The organism is Acidobacteriota bacterium, assembly GCA_039030395.1.
Classification (GTDB): domain Bacteria; phylum Acidobacteriota; class Thermoanaerobaculia; order Multivoradales; family JBCCEF01; genus JBCCEF01.
The window spans coordinates 384,518-407,134 of record JBCCEF010000003.1 but is presented as its reverse complement, the minus strand read 5'-3'; the positions used below and the strand labels follow the sequence as shown (position 1 = coordinate 407,134).

Here is a 22,617-nt window from a genome sequence, read left to right as displayed (position 1 = left end):
GGGGGGGGGGGGGGGCCCCCGTGAAATCCCCGCCTTCAGTGGGGGGGGGGGGCGCCCCCCCCCCCCCCCGCGCCCCCTCCCCCCCGCCCGGCCCCCCCCCCCCGCAACTGGCTCCCGACCCTCCCAGGGATCCTTTCCGCCGCAGATCGGATAGCATCCCGCCAGCGGAGGGGTGGCAGAGTGGTCGAATGCACCGGTCTTGAAAACCGGCGTCCGTTCACGCGGACCGTGGGTTCGAATCCCACCCCCTCCGCCAGTTTCCGGCCGCTAGGCCGGAAATCTTGCCGAGGGGGTGGGATTCGGGGAAAATCCGGCCCGCCTGCCGGCGAACCGAAAACCTGCACGAATCCCTGACTCAACACCTGCCAAGAGCCTCAACCGAACCTTCCCGCCGACGGACCGTCTCTCGGCGGACGGAATGGAGGCTCTGAGGCGAAGTCAGAAACGGTTCAGAGAACGACTCAGGACTTCGCTGGCCTCCTTGTGGTGGTGTGGTGGAACCTGTCGCGGGTTGAGCCTTGGACTCGATCCTCAACCGATCCGACCGAAGGAGAAACAAGGATGCGACGACGAGATAGCCAAGGCGTGGGCTCCGATGAGGGTAGAGCCCGGGGTCTCTCTAGCCGCCAGACCGAGCGGCGGGAGGCGGAGAGCTTGATGGTTCTCTTCCGAAGGAAAAGCCTCGTTTTGTTGGCACTGACATTGAGCCTGATCAGCCCGCTTCTGGGGCAGCCGAAAGCCATGGAAAAGGGCAAGGCGCATGCCAAGCTCGACGCGCTGGTAGGAACCTGGATCGCTGAGGACCCGGCACCGACGCCGGAGGGTCAGGCCGAAATCCGTGGCCGGTCCCGCTACGCCTGGACGGTAGGAGATGTATGGCTCCGGGAGGAACTCGTGGGCCAGGTCCCCGGCATCGGCACGGTCCATGGTGCCACGTTGATCACCCACGACCCAACCACCGGAAACTACACCGGCTTCTGGATGGACAACCTGACCCCACGGACCTACCCCTTCCGGGCCTACTGGGCCTCGGAGGAGGAATTCGTTTTCGAATCGTCTTTCGATGAGCCCTTCCACCTGACGATCCGATTTCGCTTCCGGGGCAGGGATGTCATCGATGTCGTGCACCTGCGGAGAACGGGTGAGGGTCCGGCCGAGGAATGGAGGCGTTTGACCTTGCGTCGGCACTCCGGCAGCGAGGGCACCGGGTAACTCTGTCCTCCTCGAGGGCGGCCGAACCTCGGGGGCCGTGAGGACATCACCCCTCCTGTGCGGGGGGAATGAGAGCCTCGAGGCCGGCTCTTTGGAGGATTTCGCGATAGCGGGGCCGGGCGAGCAGCTCCGAGAAGCGAGGCCCCTGGAGGGCAAACGGCAACAGGGGACTGCGCGCCTCCTCGGCCCGCTCGAGCCAGACCAGAGCACGCTCTTCGTCATCCAGGGCCAGATAGGACCTGGCAATGTGGACCGCTTGGCCTTCGGGGCGCCGGAGACTGTTGGCGAGCCGCCAGGAGTGGTAGACACGCTGGGGTTCCGCGGCGGCCGCGGCCCTTTCCAGGACCGATGAAGGGGAGTCGGCGCCGCGCATCAAGGCCAGCACATGGCTGCGCGCCTCTTCGGGCCGGCCGGTGGCGCTGTAGGCGGTGACGAGACAGTCTCGGGCATGCCAGTTGTCGGAGTCGAGGCGCACCACCACTGCGCACTCGCGGGCGGCCTCCCGGAACCGGCCGGCCCGCAGAAGATAGTGACCCGCGTCGCTACGCAATGGCATGGAGTCCGGCTCCAGATCCACGGCACGCCGTACTGCGACGACCGCTTCTTCGTACCGCCCTCGAGACGATTCGTAGAAGGCATGGGCCATATGGGTCATCGGATCGCCCGGGTCGAGGTCCAGGGCCGTCGCCAGGTGCCGGCCGGCCGTCGCCGGATCCCAGTCGAAGTTCAGGCTGAGCATCGCCAGAACTCGGTAGGCCACCGCGCAGTCGGGGTCCAACTCGCGGGCTCGGAGGGCGGCCCCTCGGGCCTCCTCCGCGTCCGCCGCGGCGGCCGATCTCATCGCCAGGCGTGCACTGGCCTCGGCCAGGTAGGCATGGGCCGGAGCGAATTCCGGGTCCTGCTCGACCAGCGAACGGAGGATCTCACGGGCCCGCACCGAGTCTCCGCTGTGGCCTCCGAGTAAGGATCGAGCTTCGAGATAGGACGCTCGGAGGGCGGGATCCTGGGGCATCGGTTCGGGAATGCCGAGGGACTCGCCGCCGCTATGTCCCAGCATCCACGCCGCGGTCAAAGCGGTCAGCGCGATTGCCAGCAGGGCCGCATAGATTGCGACCGCGCCGAACCGGCTCCGGGCGGCATTGCCGACGGAGTCGCCCGGGTCGAGGCTGCCAGGCGCCTCGCCATGCGACACCGCTCTCGGCTCACTGCTCTGAAGGCGGTAGCCGAGCCGCGGCCGTGTCTCGAGGAGGGCGTGATCGCCGCCGGACTGCCGCAAGGCGGCGCGAAGCTTGCGCATGGCGGTGTTGAGGCCCGCTTCGCGATCGACATGACGGTCCTTCGGCCAAAGAGCGTTCTGGAGCTCCTGCCGGCGGACCAACCGGCCCGGCCGGTCCAGCAACGCCAGGAGAAGCCGGAACGGTTGCTCCTGGAGCGCGACCTTGTTGGGGCCGCAGGCCAGTTCGCGGCTTTCCAGGTCGAGGGTGTAGCGATCGAAGGCGAGTTTGCCTTGCGCCGGTTTCACGGATCGAGCCTAGCACCGGAGGTGACCGGATAGGCCGGGAGCAGCCGGGCCCCGAGATACCGGACGCCAGGGGCGCGCATCAACCACGAGGGGAGGAAACCGAGGGGAAAGTGGGCGCAGAGGCGGACGAGGGCCGAGTAGCCTCGCAGCCAGCGACCGTCGCCTCCTTGAACGACGATTTCACCTTCGATTGGTTCGAAAGGGGGTGCGGCTTCGTGCTCGACACGGCTCATGTCGATCCAGGTCACTCGCTGAAGCCAGTCGAACAGGCGGCAGCGGCGCATGGCGACGCGCGCCGCTGGGCTTTCGCCGTCGTAGTACGCCAGCAACCGACCGGACTCCGGCTGGATCAGGACCACATAGAGCGCGAACATCTGGAAGCTGAAGGTAGCCACGCTCATCGTCAGATCGATCCCCAGGTGCAAGAGCAGCCCCACCAGAATGGTGCAATTCCGCCACCGCGGAACCCAGATTCCGAAGGCGAGCAAGCCCTCCGCGCCCAAAGTGAACCACGCCAGGGACCGGTAGAAGAGCTCGCCAAGACCGGCGAGCGCCGGCCAGGCGAAGAGCCAGTCGAGACCGTCGGCCAGGTCTCCCGAGACCGAACCCTGATGCTCGAAGACCAGCATGATGTCGCCGCTGATCCAGCTCGGATTCAGTTTTCCGGCGAAGCTGAAGAAGTAGACGATCGACAGGAAGACCTGGAGCAGCCGAATCGGCAAGATGGGTCGCCGTGGCCGTGGGGCCTCGGGCCCCCGCAAGTAGGCGGACAGGCTGTAGTATTCGTCGCACCGGCTGAAGGCGAGTACTAGCATCACCACGGCGATGACCATCACATGGTGACGGTAGGTGAACTGGCTCAAGAGGAACTGGTAGAGCCAGATGACGGCGATCGCCCCACCGGCCCAACGGGTCGCGAGCCCTACAGTGAAGAGAACTCCGGCGACGAGAAGAAGGTATTCCAGAGCCTGGTACTGCCACAGCTCGGGCACCGGCAACCGTTCGAATCCGGGAACGGGGAGTCGGAAGGCGTCGAGGTAGTAGTCCGCTTCGTCAGTGAATTGGTGCCTGGGAAACCGGGCGCGGAGCCTGCCGATGCGCTGCAGGTTGCTGAACCCGGTCATCTTCATCAGGAAAACGACGCCGAAGAAGATGCGGAACAAGCACAGACTCTGGGTCGAGCGTGGCTCGAACCAGAAGCGGTTCCACCCTCCGATCAGGCGGGAATTCACGGCTCGGATGTCTCTTCGGGGTACCGGAACGAGCGGCTCGCCGCCGCGTCGCTCAGCTCCAGCCTTCGGCTCTTGTCGAATTCGTATCGCAGGACGGCATGGAAGGCCCGCGCCTCCGCCGGGCGCCGTTCCCACATGTAGCGACCATAGGCTCGGATCCAGATTGGGATCGCGCCGGGACCGTAGCGGGTATTCCGCTGGCGCGGAGAGTCGAGCAGCTTGCGAGCGTCGTCCCGCAGCTCGTCCCCCGGTTCGTAAATCTCCCTTCGCCCGTCCTCAAACTCCCACAAGTAGGTGAGGGTGTAGATCGTCTGGCGACCGAAGGTGCCCCAGCCGTAGCGGCTGTCATCGGTGACCAGCGAACGGACACCGAGGGGAACCAGGATCCCGAGGAGCAGCACGATCGGCAGGTTCCACCACCATTTCGGTGAACCTGCACTACCCGATTCGCGTGGTTCGCAGATGGTCCACGTCCTCCCCAAGATCAGCAGCTCTACCGTCGTCTCTCAACCCGCGTTGGCGCCGGACGAATACAGGGCTCGACCCAGCAAGCCGGGCCGAGAGATCTCGAGCCCGGTTCCACAAAGACGGCAAGAATGTGACGAGGGGAGGAGTCTGAGGCAGGCATCCGCTCGCTGTCAAGGAGCGGGCCGGCGACCCCTGCCGCACACTAGCCGGGTGCTGAAGAGAAGGCTTCGAAATTCCTTACCATTTCGCAGGCGTGTCGAAATATAAAAAGCATCTTCAAATTTATAATTTATCATATATTGCCCACGCGTGAACGTCCTCTTTCTTGAGGTACTCATCGAATCCCACGGTCCTGCGTCACCCGTATCGCAGCGCCATCACCAAGTTAGCCACTGCGAGGGAGCCATCGTCACTGAACTGAAGCTCTCACGTCGGGTCCGAAGGTGAGTGTGCTCCAAGCCACTTTCAACGCGAACGCATCGAAAGTGAACTAAGGCTCCAGTGATGGGAGGGTGATGTCCAGACGATCCAAGGCCTCTAGGAAACTCTTGGGCGACAGGAAACGATGGACGCTGGCGTAGTGATAGATGAGATCTGGTGCGACGAAGATCTTGTCGCCTGGAGCCTCAATACGGATTTGTCCGTTGCCCAAGTACCGAAAATCGCCCTGGTATTCGACTCGGAGATTCTGTATCCACTCCTCTGAAGAGAACACTGGAGGACAGAATGGACAGGTGTGCAAGCCCCTACTGAGGGGAAAATCAAGCCGGAATGCGAGCACTAGAAGCTTGTGGAGCCTTTCCTTACCGATGTCCCCGGTCGGGAAAGGCATTCCAGCCTTCAACCAGCCAATTCGTCGAACGCTGGCGTTGCGATGAGTCATCTCTTGGTTCGTCGCGCAACCCGCCCGGCTGATCCAGGCGGGTTGCCCAGCTCTTAGGGCCTCACGGTCCGACAGGACCTCCGTTCCGACAGAAGAGCCCGTTACAGTTGCCCATATTGGGCCGGAGAAGATCACCAAGATAGGTGCGCTTCGATACGTGGAGTCCTTCACTGAGTGCAAACTCGGGAGCCGGCGTGACGATGTAGTTCGGGATCCAACTTCCTGGTAGATAGGTCATCCCGTCGACCAACATGGGCGTGTCGACGCCATCGATCACCCACTCCTCCATATTCCTTCCGAGCATAGGCACGTCTGAAGTGATATGGATTGAGTAACCGTGAACGCCCCAGAGGGTGACGGAGGTCCCTTCGGGCACGGCCACCGACCCTAGAGCATTATTGTCGGCTATCCTTCTCTTCCACGAAGGATAGGCGCCGTGCCCATCGATCAGCGGTCCCGGCACCGCATGCCTGGGGACCGGGAAGTCATCGGGAGACACCATTCTGCCGGTCTTGTTGTCCCGGATGGCTCCAAGCCTCGCGTCATACCGATAGCGGCGAAGTCGGTGGGCAATCTTCTTGTTTCTGAGGGAGTCGAATCGTCCGGTTGCTAGATCACGCACCAAACTCCAAGACTTACGGCGGGCGTCCCAGTAGTAGCCCTTTTCCGCCCTTCGCCGTTCTTCCCACGGAATCTTGCGACCGGTTGTCCCGAGTCTACGCTGCGATAATTTACCAGTGACTGGAGGGTCCAATACTTCGAGCAAGCGCAGCCGCCCCAATGTGACAGCGGTGACGCCAACCACACTGGTGGCATCTCCCGCCTCGGCTGGGTCCGAACTCGCCAATCCTCCGAGGGTGCCAAGCACAGAATAGGCAACGCCCTCGACCGCTCGCTCTGGGTATAGGAAGAGGTCACGAACGCCTCGCGCGGTATCCCCCGGATGGGTGACCGCATTCCACGTCCCAGTAACAACATCCCAGCCTTGCCTGGCCAGGCCCTTGACAATCCCAAGTCCAAACTGTCCAAACTCTGCCGCCGTAGAACCGCAGCTGGCGCACAGACCGAGGGGATCGGAGAATGCGTAGGGATTGTTGAGTCCATATTGGTACGGATTCGGTCCATCGACATAGCCCAGTGGGTCGAGGGTGATGAACCGGCCCATCGACGGGTCGTACCAGCGGTTTCGGGCGTAGACGAGGCCAGTGAGCGAGTCGGCTTCTAAGCCGTGGAAGCCCAAGCCATTGCCAACGGTGGAGGCAGTCACCACATCGGGAGCCGGCTCGAAGAAGACCAGCTCATCGCTCACCACCGCGTCGAGGGTGAAGCTCCAGGCGTCACCGACGGCGAGCGTTGCGCCCGAGAGGTCGGCGATCGGAGCCGTGACTGAGACGCTGTGTGAGCCCGGTCCGAGCGGGGTCGCGGCCTCCAAGATGTATCGATCCGTGCCGATCGACCAGGTGGTGGCGACTCCGTCCACCTGAAGCCCCGCCGAGGTCGAGTCCAAGTCGACCTCCTCGGAGAAGGCCACCCGCAGAACGCCGGCCTCGGCCCAGACCGCGACCACTCGAGGCGATGCATGGTCCTGGACCACGCTCGTCTCCCAGGGGAAGGACAAGGCCTCTGGAGTACTCAATCGGTTACCGAAGAGGTCTTCGAGGACTCCAGAGCCGAGTTCTAGCTGGACCGCCGCCCCAGCGGATGGCGGCGGAGTCGGCGCCAGCACCAGCCGCCGGCCGGCGCGCGGACCTTGCACAATCGGCTGTGTGACCGTGAGGGCAATCGTCTGCGACGTCAGGGAATCGACTAGCCGCAGCGAACCGGCCACCACCGCGGTCTGGACGGCGTCCAGGGAGACCTCTTCGGAGAGCTCGAGCCACAGAGCGTCGTTCACCACCCGGATCTGCTCGACCGCGGGCGGCGTGCGGTCGTTGACCCGGATCAAGCGCTCGCCGTAGGGAGAGTAGTCGTACCTTTCGATCGGCACGCCTTCGTCGTCAACGACGAGGGCTAGGTTGCCCGAGGCGTCGTAGAGCGGCCGGTAACTTAATTCAAGACTCCCGTCACCATCGCCGTCTCGCTCGACGTAGATGAGCTCGTCCAGACCAAGCCCGTAGGCTCTACGCTCGGCGAGCTGGCCGCCAATCCGCCTCTCGATCGGCTGGAGACCGCTCCAGGCGGTCTCGGCGACCACCCCGGCCGCGGTGCGGCGGGTGCGACGATTGAATGCGTCATATTCGTACCGAACGAGTTCGGCGCCAGATGCCTCGGTGACCCGAGTCAGGCGATTCTTGAAGTCATAGTGAAAGCGCAGGTCGCCCCTGACGGTCAGATTACCCGCCGCGTCCCAAACCAGCTGTTCGTTGTTCACTGTCGACGGGCGATTGCGGCCGGACTCATCGAGTGGGAACTCGGTGGTCGAGTCTCCAACGAAGGTCTCGCGACTGCGAGCCACGAGGTTCTCGGCGGCATCGTAGGTGAATCTCATCGCCTCCGTCAGGCCCGCGATGCCACCGCTCCCGCTCGCCGCGACGCCCGTGAGCCGCCCTTTGCCGTCGTACGAGAGGGACTTCACCAAGCCGTTGAGATCCCGCCGCTCGTGGCTGGCCCACAGTCCGCGATCGGTCCAGGCGATCGCCTCTCCCAACACCTCGCCGGTGGTCGCCCCCCGGTATGAGGTCGAGGTCATCCGACGGGACGCATCGTAGGCCACGGTGCCGGTCACCGTCGGCGCGGCGACCGACCCGAGGATCTTGGAAGCGACGAGAGCCGGCCCCTGGAAGCCAAAGCCGGCTAAACGCTCCGTGAGCACCGCCGGCGCGCCACCGCTGGGAAGCGAGCCGGCGACGCCGATCGCCGTTGGCCGGCCCAGGGCATCGAGGGTTCGGCCCAACGTCCGACCGGACGGGTACTGCATCGCCCCCGGCCGTCCGGCGTCGTCGTAAGCGTAGGCGACGGTGTGACCCGCGGTGGTCTCGGTCAGCAGCCGTGACAGGGAGTCGTAACTATGTTCGGTGATCACCCCACCCGATTCGGCGCGCACCATCCGATCGAGAGCGTCGTAGACGAAGGTTTCCGACAGCGGCCCTTCGACCCCAGTTGAGGGCACCACAGCCCGCGCCAACAGCCGACCCACCGCGTCGTAGGTCTGGTCGATGACGGTGCCTCGCGCGTCAGTCGTGCGGGTCGGGTTGCCGGCCGGGTCGTACTCCCAGGACTGACCCGTGCCGTCGGGATAGAAGATGTCCGTGAGGCGACCGGCGGCATCGTAGGTCCGCGTCGTCTCGTTGCCGAGCGCATCGCGATAGAGGACAGGGCGGGAGGCACGATCGTACTCGGCCTCGACCCGAACGCCATTCGGCTGGGTAACGCTGGTTGGGCGGTTGAGCCCGTCATAGGTCCGCTCGGTCACGAACCCCTCCGGGTCCACCGAAAGCCGAAGGTTGCCCCGGGCGTCGTAAAGCCAGCGCTGTTCGTCGCCCAGTGCATTGGTGCTGGCAATCCGCCGGCCGAGCGCATCGTAGCGGTGGTTGACCGCGACGGTCGATGTGCCGCCGCCGGGGAGGATTTCGGTGACCTCTGCCTCGCGAAGGTTCCCCGCGGCGTCCCACGATTGAGTGAAAACGTTTCCCGCCGCGTCGATCCGCTCGCGCAATCGCTCCGCACCGTCGTAGGTCAGCTCGTTCACTCGGCCGAGGGAATCGATCGCTCGCAGCAGATTGCCCGCACCGTCGTACTCGAGTCGGGTCGACAAAGCACGAGCTGTCGGCGGCAGGTCCTCACAGGGTGTCGGGTTTGGGTACTCCCAGAGGTAGTTCGTCGTCTTGGTTTGACGGCCTTGCCGGTCGAACTCAGCGGTCGAGTAGGAGAAGAGGCAGCCGGCCTCGTCGACCACTCGCCGCTCCACTGGATTGCCGCCATCGTCGTAGACGGTGCGCACTGCGCGACCCAGCGGGTCGATCGTCTCCATCGGCCGCTGGTAGCCGTCGTAGGCGATCTGCCACACTTCGCCACGCGGGTCGATGTAGGACCGCAGGCGGCCCTCGGCGTCGTAGGCGTAGGCGGCAGTTAAGGGCGGATCGAACTCCGGAGCGCCCCAACTCCTCTCCACCTGCAGGTTTCGCTCGTCGTAGACGAACTCGGTGATCTCGCCCTCCGGCGAAGTCACCCGGGTCAGGTTCAAATTCGGGTCGTAGGCGAAGGTAGTGGCCACGGTCTCACCGAGCGACACCTCGCGCTCCTCGCGGATCAGCTCGCCGAGCTCTCCGAAGGTCCGCCAAACCCGCGTCACCGAGGTCCCGGTTTCACCGAACGGGAGACGCTCTTCGACCAGGTTTCCCACCTCGTCGTGGAGCCATTGCGTCCGGTACGAGAGCGGGGCCGCGCCGTCGTTTGAGGGGGTTGTGGCAAGCCGGGACTCGACCATCCAGCCCAACTCGTTGTAGTCCACCTCGTGCCGCACACCGCGTGGATCGATCACCGCGATCACCTGACCGAGCGGATCGGTCTCGAACCGTGTGGCCAGATTTAGACCACTGGGGTCAACGATCCGCCGGCTTAGATAGCCGCGGCTCGGGCCGGAGGTGAAGTATTCCAACCGGACCTCATGCCCGTTGTCGTTCACCAGCCGGGTGGGCTGGCCGAAGGCGTTGTATTCGACGACAGCCTGCGACTGCTCCGGCTGGCCGACCGCCCGACGGATCACCTCCGGCAGACCGCCCACCCCACGCTCGATCTCCACCACTCCACCGCGCGGATCAGTCAGCTGCTGTGGCAGGTTGTACCGCGGGTCGTTCTCGAGCGGGGTGGTCAGAAACTCTGCCGAACCGTTGCGACCCCCACTTCCCGGGTCGACCCGGGCCGAGAGCAGGTTGCCAGCCTGGCGACGGTCGCCTCCCGTCGCGAAGGTGAGTTCCTGGACGGTACCCAAGGGGGACACCGTCCGCACAAGGTTGCCCTCGGAATCGTAGTCGAAGGTCGTCACCCGCAGCGCCGGATCCTGGACAGAGGTGGTGCGGCCCGAGGCGTCTAGGGTGTAGTGGGTCGACTTCCCGCGCCGGTCGGTCACCGTTGTTTTCGCGGCTCCGAAGTTGTAGACGATCGACAGCGGGTGCCCGCCCCAGGTCTGGCCGGTCACCTCGTCAGCGTGACCATCGCCATCAGCGTCGGTGTAGGCGAGTTCGAGCCAGGTCTGGCCCTTGGCGTTGGTGATCGAAGCGAGACGGTCGCGGGCGTTGAGAACGGTCGCCAGATCGCCCGTTGGAATCGATTCGTAACCGTAGGTGGTCGTAAGGCCGCTCGGGAAAGTGGACTCACCCACCGTTACTGCTGGCGAGGTCACGGTCTCCAGACGGCCTTCGGCGTCGTAGCCATAGGTGACGGTGCGGCCGATGAAGTCCTCGATCGAGACGAGGCGCCCCTCCGCATCGTAGGCGAGCTGGTAGGAACGATCTAGGTCGTCGGTGACGCTGACCAGGTTCCCGACAAGGTCATAGGCCAGCTTGATCTCATTGCCGGTGTCGAGAGAATTCTTGACCGCGTCGGCCATCGACACTAGCCGACCCCAGCGGTCGAAACGGAAGAGATTGAGCTGGGCATCGATGAGAGTCCAGCCTGCGGACGTCTTCATCAATTCGGCGAACACACCGGGTGGGGATATGTAACCGCCGCCGGGCTGCGGCGTGAAGACCTCAATCCGGCCGTTCCCGTCGTAGCGCTCGACCGCACCATTCGGTAGTTCCCGCAGGCGCACCCGATAGCCCAACTCCCAACCTGGACCCAGCGGGCCGGTGCCCACCGTTTGGCTTCGGTAGGTGCGAGTGAAGGCAACCCCGAGGCGACGACCGCGTACCACCAGATCGGTCGCGGCGTGGGTCATCTCCCCCGAGTGCAGCAGCGTGCCGGGCACTGCGTCGCCAGAGCCGGTCGAAGCAGAAAGCGCCGGTTCTTGGCGGAGCGCCGGAGAGATATCCCAAGGCACGCTCACCAAACGCCGCTCGACCCGCTCAAGAGTGGAAGCCGAGTAGAGGCCGGCCAATGAAGAACGGAGCGAGGCGGGCAGCCGAACGGCGATCTCATGACCGGAGAGGATCTCCGGCGAGCCTGCCGGGAACCCTTCCGATCCCCCGTCGCAGCGGGTGCATTCGGCGGCTTCGTCGGAAGTCCGCACATAAGCCTCACTGGCGCGCAGGTCGGCCACGGTGACTACCGGATCGGACAGATACATCTGGTAGCCCTCTTCCCAGGGCTGCTCGGCCAGCCGGCGTAGCAGCAGACCGTCTGGGCCGGTCAGGGCGGTCGATGGCAAGCCAGGCCACACCGACGGATCGCCCGCATCGGGCATCCGCAGACCACCCGGACCGAGGCTTTCCACGTCCAACTGGATCTGCGGACCGAGGCCGCCGGGCAACGCCGCCATCACTCGGAAACCGGCCGGGAGCTCGTGCTCTCCCACCATCGCCGTAGGGCTACCAAGAGGTGCCACCCGATCGATCGGCAGCCATCCCCCGGCTCCATCTGGGCCGAGTAGAGAAATCCGTGGTCCACTGACCCCGATCGGGGTCAGTCCACGATCGAGTCCACCGGCAAAGGCAATCCCCAGTTCTGGCACGAGCAGAGCCGGAGCGTTGGTGTTGCCGTCGAGGGCGATCGTCTCGAGCACCCGGTCGTCGAGACCATCGCCGTTGCCGTCCACCGAACCGGTGCGGGGCACCGCATCAAAGTCCACAGCGTACAGACCGCTTCCCAAGCCAGAGACCCAGAGCCTGCGTCCGAGGCGGTCGATCGACACCTCGCCGGCCTGCCCCGGCAGCCGGACGTGGCCGACAAGCCGGAGGTCATCGCGGTCTGTGGCATTGAAGATCAACACCCCGGCCGTGCGATGGGTGACGATCAGATAGTCATCGATCTCGTTTGAGCGTACGCGGCCATCGCCATCCCAATCGAAGCCATAGTCTTCCACCACCAGGAGCCCACCCATATGGGCGGAGCCGTTGATCTCGAGGCAGACTTCGTTGAAGAACGAGATCGAACCCACATTGCCCACTTCGCTCTCAAACAGAGCCAGACCACGGAAGCCCACTAGTCCCACCACGGTCAACGGATGAGCGTTGGATGCATCGAACAAAGTGCCCAGATCCACCAACGCCGACCCGATACCGGACACCGGCTGGTTGCAGAGTTCCAGCTCTGGGTCATCGATTCCGCTGTAAACGCCCAAGACATCGGAGAGCAAGTCCGGCGTCAGCGGGTCCTCGGGAGTCTCGCCATAGAACGCGGAAACATCCACCACCTCGATGCCCACCCCCAGCGTCGCCAAATACGCCAGAGTCTGCCGGTTGCGCAACAGCTCCAAACCCTGCCCCGCTTCGACCGTCACCGTCAGCGACCAGCCGCCGGCCGCATCGGCATCCACCCGAGCCAGGCCCCCGGCGTCTACGTTGCGCACAGTCACCGGCTGGCCGGCGACCCCGCCGCCACCGGTCAACGTCAGGCGGTAAGGATCGCCGCCGGTTGGCGGGTTGGCCGGCGTCAGGACAACGCCGTCTGGAGCCGCTTCAACCCCCAGGCGCCAGCGATCGATCTCATCGTCCGATAGCACTGTGACGCGACGCGGCAGCCCCTCGGGCAATGAAGTGCCAGTACCCCCACCGATACGGTCGGACACTAGCGTCGAGCCGCGGAAGGCCGCGTAGAGCACCGACGGATCGGACGGATTGGCCGCCACGGCCGCGCGGTCGAGCGCCAATGGATCGAAGATCTTGAGCTGCCCCGGACCGGTCACACCGCCACCGGCCACCAGCACCCGCCCATGCGGATCGACCGCGACCGCCGCCACCGAGTCGGCCAGGGCGAAGGGCCAGATGACCGGCTCTCCCGTTGCGTCATCGTGGACCAGATGCTTCAGGGCGGCTGGATCGGATGCATCGATGACCGCCAGTCCATCGGCACCGGCGGCGACGAAGAGCCAGCTCCCCATGCGCGCCACATCGCGCACCTCGGCCAAGCCGAGGGTGTCGCCCACAGCACTCGTAGCCGCCGTAAATTCGAGTTTTAGGGTCTTTCCCCAGGCTGTGCCTGCCGCGTCGGCGAGTTCGGGGCCAAGGCGCAACGTATACGTCGCGCCGGCCAGCCAGCCGCCGGATGGGGTGATGCGGACCTGCGCCGCCGACGAGCCGTAGACGATGGAGGCGCCAATTGGAGCCCCTCGAGAGTCCAGCATCGAAATCCCGGTCAGGTCGGGGGCAAGACCCTCCGAGAAGTCCAGCAGTAGGGTAGCGGTCCGAGGCACCTCGGCGCCGACCGCTAGCAAGTAGCGCCGACCCGGCACAACCGAGAGGGTCAAGTCAAACGAGCCGTCAGCCCCGGCGCCAGTCTCATAGTCGATCGAGTCGTCGAGCCCGAGGAGGCGGACATGGGCTCCGGCGCGGGCAGGCGAGGCCCCTCCGTTGACGGTAAGGAGAGAGCCATCGAACGACCAGGTCAGCCCTGGAACCAAATCTTCGCTCCCGGCCAGCCAGGGTCTTAGCACGAAGAAGCGGAGCGGCGAGCCGGCAACCGGCCACGGCGGGTTCCCGTCGTCGAAGGCGTCCGGCGGGTGCAGGGTGATCTCCCCAGGCGTGGGCGGGTCGAAGGTCCCTTGGAAGAACCGATACCCGGTAGCGAGGTCCCGGCCCTCCAGGGTGTAGATCTGGCCACGCCGGGTCGGAATGAGAATGGCGTCGTGCTCGAGTAGCCGGGTGATCGACTGATTGACCGACGTGATCATCCCCTCGATCATGTGGTGGATGATGTAGGCCTGGCTCGACAGCAACCCAGCACCGTATGGAAAGCCCACCCAGTCCAAGAACCCAGTGTGGCTCATCACCACGTACAGGCCCGGGTTGGCGGAGCCCGGCAAGTATTCCTGCCGATCGCCCATTCGTGCCGGAGCAACAAACGGCTGAACGCTACCGGCCGCGATGACGGTCTCTTCAATCCTCGAGCTCAGCCCTTGTCCTCGAGCGACTGTCGCCGCCCCAGACTGCGCCTCCAGCGGCTCGGTGGTCAGTCGGTCGCCATCGCGGCGCAGTAGGTCGTGAACCATCCAATGGTCCTCACCCAGGATCCGCTCGAGCTTCGCCAGCAGCAGCTCGTCGGCCGTCACCCCCGCCGGCGTTGGCAGCTCCAGGCCCAATCCGCGCTGCGCTTCGCCCCCCTCGATCGACAACCGGTAGGCCGCCTCGTAAGCAAAGTCCGACGGCAGCGGCGCCGTCGCCTCGGACAGCGGCGCCGGCTCGAGGCGCACCACCGCCGGTTCGAGGAAGGTGCCCGGCTCGACGGTCACCGTCACATCGTCCAGCGTCGTGAAAACCGTCGTCTCCTCGGGCTCGAAGCCGAGCCGCGCCGAACGACCATCGGCGGACAGGAACGGACCGAGCACGAACACCGATTCGTTGGCCCCAGGCGGCACGATGTGGAGCAGCAATGAGTCCGAGAGGGCCGTGTCAATCGACAGCTCGAAGGAGCCGTCCGACGGTGCCGTGACCGAAGGGGTGGAGACCAACCGGGTCAGATTCTCGACAAACACCAACGAGCCCGACGGCACCGCGCCCGGACGTCCCAGCACCCGCGCCGGACCGACCCCTTGAGCATTGAAGGTCGCCGGCTCAAAGAGATGGATCCGCGACGGATCGAGGGTGCCGCTAGCCAACGATTCGGCGGTAGTGAAGGTGGTCGTCACCGCCGAGGCAAGGCGACGACCCTGGAGATCCCGCAGTGCTGTGCTCAAACGAATCTCGTGCACCGCCCCCGGACGCAAGGTCGCACTCGGGACGATGCGTACCACCGAGCCGGTGGCCGCCAGGCTGATCGGCAACGGCTCTCCACCCTCGTAGAGCTGCACGCCTGTGGCGAGGGTCGTCGGGGCGACCGCTTCGCTGAAGGTCAGCACCGGCTCGATTCCCGAGATCACCTCGACCGCACCGTCGGACGGATCCACCGAAATGAGCTGCGGACCGGTGGCGAGCACCCGCAGATCGAGGTCCACCCGGGCCTCGGCGGTAGGGATCGATGTGGCCCCCAAACCGCGATCGCCGGTCGTAGGATCCACCGCCGACACGGACAGAGTGCCCACCGCCGCCGGCAGAGCGTAGAGCCCACCGGCACCGCTCACCTGCACCCACGGTGCCGGCGCATCGGCCCGCGCAACGAAGGCCGCCGAGAGCGGGGCACCGGCCTCCACGGTCACCGTGCCGCGCAGGTAACCGATCGGAATCTCGAGCTTCGCGAAGACGTACACGCCTCCTTCGCGTACCCCCGGCCAAGGCAGATCCTGCGGATCGATCGACGCCGTTTGCCAACCACGGGCCGTCGCCGTGAGCTGCGCCACGGGACGCCACACCGGATCCGTACCCCAATCCACCGGCGTCAAGAGCAGACCCGCCTCGCCGGCCGTCGGAGCCGCCCCGAGGTCGAGGGTCAGCGTGGCATCGGACGCCAGCGAGCGGCCGGCCAGATCGAGATCCAGCGCGCCGAGCCAGCTCACCGCACTCGGCAGCGGCAGCGGCAGGGAGGCCTCGGCGCGCCGGGCCAAAGCCACCGGCGTCGGCTCCGGCAGAGCACCCACGGCGAGATCCACTCGGTCCCCCTCTGGCGTCGTCACGACGCCACCGGCCGGCCCCAACACACCGCCCTGCAGCGTCTCCCCCCCGTAGGGCACCACCGAGACGTCTTCGGACCCCATCTCAAGCGGCAGGTTCTGCGCCTCCGACGACGGCACCAGAGCGAAACGGGTCCGGTTCTGCCCCGCGGCACCCGGCGACCGGTAGACCACCACATCCGCCTCGTACGGTGCTCCGCGACGCACCGAGCCGTCGAGAAGGGTCAGTTCTTCTTGCACCGTCAGGGTCAGCGGCAAGCCGCTCGTCACCACGTCGCTCACCGCGTAGCTCACCGTCGCCGCACTCGACTGACCCGGCAGCACCACCTCCGGATCGAACTCCAGGGTCGCCGCGGTCACCCGCGACGCCTCCGGTGCCGGACCCGCCGACAGCGGGGAGCCGACCCCGGCCGGCGGCGGCGCCGTCGACCCCGGATCTTCCTCGACCACCGCCCAACCACCCGGCCCAGAAAGCGACGCCGTCACCCGGCCATCGATCACCAGCGCCAACTCCTCCACCTGCCACTGGAGAGTGCCTTCGTCCAGACGCACCACCGCCAAGGTCGAACCGTCCAAAGCATCCACCGGCAGGGACAACTCGGCCGGCGACGACAAGGCAGCGCCGCCCAGATCCACCCACACCGCGCCGCGCGGAGACCAGCCATAGGGCAACAGCGACGGAAGCGCCTGCTCAGCCAGGAACGTCACCGTCACATCCGTCGCCGCCGCCAGCGAGCCCGCGAAAACCTCCAAACGCGCCGAATCACCGAAGGTGGAAATACCGCCCGCGGCTCCCAGAGATACCGATGCCGCAGTCGGAGTCAACCGAGGGTCGAAGACGTCGACGCCGACTCCCGAGGGCGCCGTCGCCACGGCCAGCGCCTGCGTATAGCCGGAACGCGAGATCAACAAACGGTGGGTGCCCGGTACCACCGGGATCGAGAACCGCCCCGCGCCACCGGTCGTCTGGCCGGGTACCGGATCGAGATTGGCGACGCCATCGGTCACCACCACTTCCACCAGCGCGCCGGACAGGGGACGCCCGGTCGCCGCATCGATCACCCGGCCCGCGACGAAGCTCTGCGTCACCGCGCCGCCGAAGAGCTCAGAATACGGAAACGCCAGCCCGTTGCCCGCCACATCGGTCACCGCCGTCGACACCGAAAGCTGGACCGGCTCGGCAGGCAACGGAGTGTCCGCCGTGAATACCGCCTGCCAACCTCCACCGGCCACCGACACGGTGCCGGACACCGCGCCCGACGCCGAGACGGCGGTCACGGCACCGGACAGGCTCGACGCCGACACCGGCTCCGAAAACTCCACGGTGAATGAGTCCCCGGACTGTACCGCCCCCACCACCTCCGGAGCGGTGCAGTCGTGCACGACCTCGAGTCGACCGGCAGACGAAGCATTCCCGCCGGGGTCCGTGGCGACCACTTCGAGGGAATTCAAACGATCTGCTGCCAGAGCCACGACCACCCTGAAGGAACCGTCGGACGCCGCACGCACCGAAACCGAACCGGCACCGCCGGTCACCACCACATCCGCCAAGGGCTCGGTCGTGCCCGCAACCGGCACCGACGAGGCGCACACGGGAGAGGGCGGCGGCGGAGAAAGGGCCGGGGCAGGAGGCGGAGTGACATCCGCGAGTCTGAAGCCCAGGGTTTGCGGATTGGACAACCCATTGCCCGCACGGTCCACCAGGCCCGAAGTCAGGATCAGCCGCACCGAGGCGCTCGACGGCAACGGCACCGTCGGCTGAACCGTCAGGGTGTCGTCCACGACGTTGGCCTGAGATGCCAAGGGCGCCCCCGCCGCCGTCTCCAGACGCCAGGCGCCCGCACTGACCGGCGAGGCCAGCTCTTCGCTGAAGGTCAACGTAAAGGTCGTCGCCGGAGCGATCGCCAACGCGCCCGCCGACGGCGACGCGCTCACGAACTCCGGCGACACCGTGTCGCGATACACCCAGCGGGTGTGGGCACCCTGGTTGCCCAGCGAATCCGTCACCCGAGCGATCAGACGGTTGTCGCCTTCCAGCAGCTCGAGGCCAGAGGCCGAGAAGGTGCCCGACGAGGGAGTCGCCGCGACACCGTTGACGGTCACCGACAGACCCGGTTCCTCCTCGACCGTCCCCTCCACATCCACCGTGGGAGTCGCCAGCCGTTCACCGTCCCTGGGCGAGGTGATCTGGATCGCCGGAGCCTGCGAATCGCGCACCACCGACACCGAGTCCGAACGGCTGTGACCCAGTGCGTCGAAGGCGACCGCCGTCAGGGTGTTCGGTCCATCTACCAACGGCACCGACGCCGACCACGTTTCCCCACTGATCGTTGCCCGGATCCCACCGACCTCGACCCGATCGAGGCTCGCGTCGGCCACGGTACCGGAAATCGAAAGGGTCGCCCCCGGAACCACCGTGCCCGGAGCCGGATCGGTGATCGCCACCGCAGGTGGCTGCGTGTCGAGGGTCACGCTGCGCCCGGCGCTCGCCCGGTTACCGGCCGCGTCCGTTGCCTCGGCGGTGAGCGTGTTCGAACCCTCGGTCAGCGGCACGCCAAGGGCCACAAAGCTGCCCCCCGAGACCGAGGCGGCGATGCCGTTGACCGTCACCGAGAGCAAGTGCGGATCACTCACCAAGCCCGCTACGTCCACGCTGTTTTGGCCGAGCAGGGAATTCACCGCCGGTTGCGTGACGGACACCGACGGCGCTGCCGTGTCGCGCACCACCGAGTGAGGGAGTTGCGCCGCGTTGCCTGCCGCGTCCGTCGCCACCAAGTTGAACGTCCGCTCCCCTTCCGCCAACGGCAACGGCCCGGCACTCCACTGACTGCCCACCAGCGTCGCCGCCTGCCCGTCGACGGTCACCGCAACGGCACCGGAGACCTCGCCCGACAACGTCACTTCCGCGGCCGCCGTCACCGTACCCCCAACCGGCAACGTGGGGCCGAAGGCCGGCGGAGTGGTGTCGATCTCAAGCGACAGCGATGCCGTCGTCCGGTTGCTCGCCGCGTCCGTGGCGGTCACTGCCACCTGGTGCAAGCCGTCTCCGGACACCGTGCCACCGGAGGTGAAGATGGCACCGTCCACGGTGGCCACTACGTCCACCGGCGGCGACGCGTCGGTGGTCTCGATGGTCAGCGTCACGGGTCCGGCAAACAGCTCGCCGCCGAGAAGCTCAACACCGCCCTCGAGAATTCGGATCTCCGGTGGATCGGTGTCCTGAGCCGCAACGGGCACGGCAAATACCGTTAGAAGCAGAGCGATAGCGAGCGGCGCGAGCCGCGGCGAGAAGATTCGGGTCATGGTTGGATCACCTGCGAGTTGGCATCGATGTCGAAGATCCCGACTTCAGCGGAATCCAGGAATTCCAGTACCGCGCCGCCGCGCACGGTCACTTTGTCGAATTTGTAAACTCCCTCGTAGGAGTCGCCGACGGAAATCTGCCCGACCGCGTCGGCGAGCAGCACTCGGCGCCGATCCGGCGTCTGATCGACGACCAGGAAGTCGGAGCCGGCGATCCGCACGGTCATGCCGACAACGCCACGGTCGAACAGGGCCGCCGGATCCTGCGGCTCGATCCAGAGATCCGAAGGCACCGCGGCATCCGCCTCGATGAGGCCCACCAGGCCGTTCCCCAGGGCAGGCAGAGGCGTGTTGGGTAGCTCGGTCCCGGTACAACCGGACCAGTGCTCGACCCGCAGTTCGCCGTGGGTCATCGAAGGTTGCCAGAGATACACCGTTCCGGAGGCTGCGCATCGGTAGAGATGCCAAGAGCAACTGTAGAAACCATTACCAAAGGCTTGGATTTGGCTTGCCGGATCAAAGCCCGACAGACTGCCCACGCGGACCGCAACCCGGCCACCACCGCCAGCCCCGACCGTGCTCCAAGCGCCACAAGCTCGGGCATAGCCTCCGTTGACGTACACGCGACCGGCTCCGCTGAGCGAGGCCGCATCGATCGAGACGGTGCCACCCGCTCCGGCCGACTGCCCGGCATCGTTGCTGTAGGAACCGTCGGCCATCAGGTCGCCGTCGAGAGTGACGCTGCCAGCCACGATCTCGATCACCCCGCCGCCGGCCAGCCCATCCCCAGCACCGTCGTTGTCGAAGCCTCCTCCACCACCGGCCAAACTCGGTAGATAGACACTGTCGAAAACCTCTCCAGCAGGGCCGAAGGCAAGGTCCCAGGGCGAGCCCAGGCCGCCATGGCTGCCACCGGCGTCGAGCAGAGAACCCTGCACTCCGGCCGGAGCCCCACCATCGGGAGCGGCCGGAGTGCCGCCGACATATCCCTGCCCTCGAACGTCGACCACGGCTCCCGCCTCGACCGTGAGGCTGCCGGGAGCTTCCAGTCGGAGCGTCCCGGTCTCGGCCGGAACCACCACGGCTCCCGCTCGAATGGTCAGGTCGTCAGCGATGACCGGTCCGGACAATTCCGCCGCACCGTCGACTTCCATCTTGGCCGCCAGGACCGGATCGCGAGCCAGCAAACCCGCTCCAGACATCAGATCGATCCGGTCGAACCGGTATTCGCCGCGGTACGAACTCGCACCGGTGACGCCGCCGGCTCCGGCCAGCAAGGTGCGGCCGGCGGCGTCGAGATCGACCACCCGAAAGATTCCGATGGTTTCTCCCCCAGCGTCCTCCAGTGCCATCCAGGCGCCCTGCCAGCGAGGTCGGAAGGGTCCGGAACCGGTGACCCAAGCGTCGGTGCCGGCTGGGGCGAAGGCCGTTACCACCCCGGAGCCGAGGGCCGGCAGCTCGGTGGTCGGACCATCCCCCCGGTCCAATCCATTGGGCTCCTCGCCGGCATCGATCCTCAGGTCACCGTAGGTATGGTCCGCGGTGGTGACGTACACGGTCCCCGTCCCGGCATACCGATAGATATTCCAGCCGCAGCCGAAGAAGGGGTTGCTCACGGCCTGCACTTGCGTCTTGGGATCGAAGTCGGTCAGGTCGTCGACCCACAGGGCGATGCGACCGCCACCGCCCGCACCGACGCCCTGGTGGCCCGCACAGGAACGGACCCAGCCGCCGACGGCGCTGATGTTGCCGGTGCCGGACAGCCGGTCGGCTCGGATGGTCACCGAACCGCCGGCTCCCGCACTCTTCTCATCGGCATTCGAAAGGTGACCGGTCGCGACGATGTCGCCATCGACCAGCACTTCCGTCGCCTCCATCCAGACAGCGCCACCGCCGGCGCCGCCGTCTCCGAAGCCATCGCCGTCCAAGGCGCCGCCGCCACCGGGCAATTGCGGCAGGTAGACGCTGTCGTAGACCTCCCCAGCCGGACCCGCTGTCAGGTCCCAGGGCGAGCCGAAACCACCGTGGCTACCGCCCGCGTCGGGTTGCGAACCGGCGATCCCAGGCGGCGCCCCGCCCACCGGCGCGGCCTGAGTACCGCCGCCGTACCCGAGCTCCGCGACGTCGATCTGTGATCCCGCTTGCAGGCGGACTTCGCCGGTGGAGACCGACAGTAGCTCTCCGGCCTCGCCCCGAACCACGGCTCCCGACAGCAAGATGAACGAAGCTGGAGAAATCGCCTCGGAAACCGTAAACGTACCCGAACCGAGAGTGACATGAGTTCCATCGACCGCTGAATCGAGGCTTTGGTTGCCGGTGAGAACGGGACCGGCCGGAGCCCGAACCGGATGCTCTACGGCACCGACATTGCCGCCAAAGTCGCGCGCCTCGATGCGCAAGGTGTAATGGGTGCCGACCGGTGCATCGGACGGCACCAACCAATCGAAGCCAGCGGCCACTACGGTTTCTCCGGACAGGCTTTGCTCCTGCTCGACCACGCCTCCGACGACGAGGGCGTAGCTCTGTAGCGCCTCTTCGTCGGTGGCGGTGAAGTCGAGGTGAACCCAAGTACCCGGCAGGAGCACTTCGTTTTTCCGCACCGAGGCGGAGTCGAGGGACACAACGGGCGCCGTCCCATCGCCACTCGCTCTCAGCGTGACGTCCACCGAAGCGACCGTCACCTGCCCGGAGAAATTGGTCACCTCCACGGTCAACGGGTGAGTCAGCGTCAGCGGCACCACCGGAATGGTCACCGGCCAGACGTAGGGCGCTACCGAGGTGGTGTACTCCATCCCAGCCAGAGTGAAACGCACCGAGGCGATGCCCAATTCGTCGGTCGCCGCAATCGTCGCATCGAAGGAATCGCCCCCGTAGAAGTCCGCTCCCGCCGACGGCGCCGTGATCGACAGCGTGGGCCGGTAGTCGGCCAACCACTCAGAGCCCGGTTCCACCGTCGGCGTTCCAGAGGTCCACACCGGATTGCGCGCGATCCCGCGGGCACCGCCACGGACGGTGACTTGGTCGAAGCGATAGAGACCCTGATAGCCGTCACCCGGTTGAGCACTCACCGGTCCCTGCGACTCGTCGAATTTCAGCCTTTGGCCGTCGTTGTCCGCCACCGTCCACAGCGATCCGGTGCTGCCATTGAAGTACAGCTCAGCGCCCGCAAGACCGTCGGGGAAGCTCGCCGCCGGATCGGTGATCGAGTCGGCCGTAACCGAGCCGACGGTCCCCGGCAAGAGGGCTGGCAGTTCGGTGAACTGGGTTGTCGCCCGGCCCTGGTTGTCGAGCAGGAGATCGCCCAATGGCTGGTGATCGAGCTTGAGGAAGATCGTGCCGGCGGCGCCGGTGGCTTCGT

The 22,617-nt window shown here is 66.1% G+C and carries 6 protein-coding genes and 1 tRNA gene (1 of these 7 running past the window's edge); 2 read left to right on the top strand and 5 right to left on the bottom strand.

All coding sequences use genetic code 11. The annotated features are described in order from the left end of the window. The first annotated feature begins 166 nt into the window (after positions 1-166). Together AAF481_05910 and AAF481_05905 are read left to right on the top strand one after the other, a co-directional pair. Positions 167-256 (top strand) — tRNA-Ser (locus AAF481_05910). 434 nt (positions 257-690) lie between these two features. Beyond that, positions 691-1,212, top strand: a complete 522-nt coding sequence (locus AAF481_05905) for a DUF1579 family protein (GenBank protein MEM7480687.1) — start codon at positions 691-693, stop codon at positions 1,210-1,212. A gap of 46 nt (positions 1,213-1,258) precedes the next feature. On the opposite strand, the gene AAF481_05900 is transcribed toward AAF481_05905, so the two are convergent. The 5 genes from AAF481_05900 to AAF481_05880 form a co-directional block, all read right to left on the bottom strand. Beyond that, on the bottom strand, positions 1,259-2,734 hold the full coding sequence (locus AAF481_05900; protein ID MEM7480686.1) for a winged helix-turn-helix domain-containing protein: 1,476 nt from the start codon (positions 2,732-2,734) through the stop codon (positions 1,259-1,261). Beyond that, on the bottom strand, positions 2,731-3,966 hold the full coding sequence (locus AAF481_05895) for an HTTM domain-containing protein (protein ID MEM7480685.1): 1,236 nt from the start codon (positions 3,964-3,966) through the stop codon (positions 2,731-2,733). Before AAF481_05895 ends, AAF481_05900 begins: the two co-directional genes overlap by 4 nt. After that, complete coding sequence (locus tag AAF481_05890) at positions 3,963-4,367, bottom strand: hypothetical protein (protein MEM7480684.1); 405 nt, start codon at positions 4,365-4,367, stop codon at positions 3,963-3,965. Before AAF481_05890 ends, AAF481_05895 begins: the two co-directional genes overlap by 4 nt. A 1,011-nt stretch (positions 4,368-5,378) precedes the next feature. Then, a complete protein-coding gene (locus AAF481_05885; protein ID MEM7480683.1) occupies positions 5,379-19,259 on the bottom strand; it encodes an Ig-like domain-containing protein in 13,881 nt (4,626 codons plus the stop codon). Continuing rightward, on the bottom strand, positions 19,256-22,617 hold the 3' end of the coding sequence (locus AAF481_05880; protein ID MEM7480682.1) for a carboxypeptidase regulatory-like domain-containing protein. 12,319 nt of this gene lie beyond the right edge of the window; only the last 3,362 of its 15,681 coding nucleotides appear in the window; its start codon lies off the right edge, out of view; the stop codon is at positions 19,256-19,258. The genes AAF481_05885 and AAF481_05880 overlap by 4 nt, the downstream gene beginning before the upstream one ends.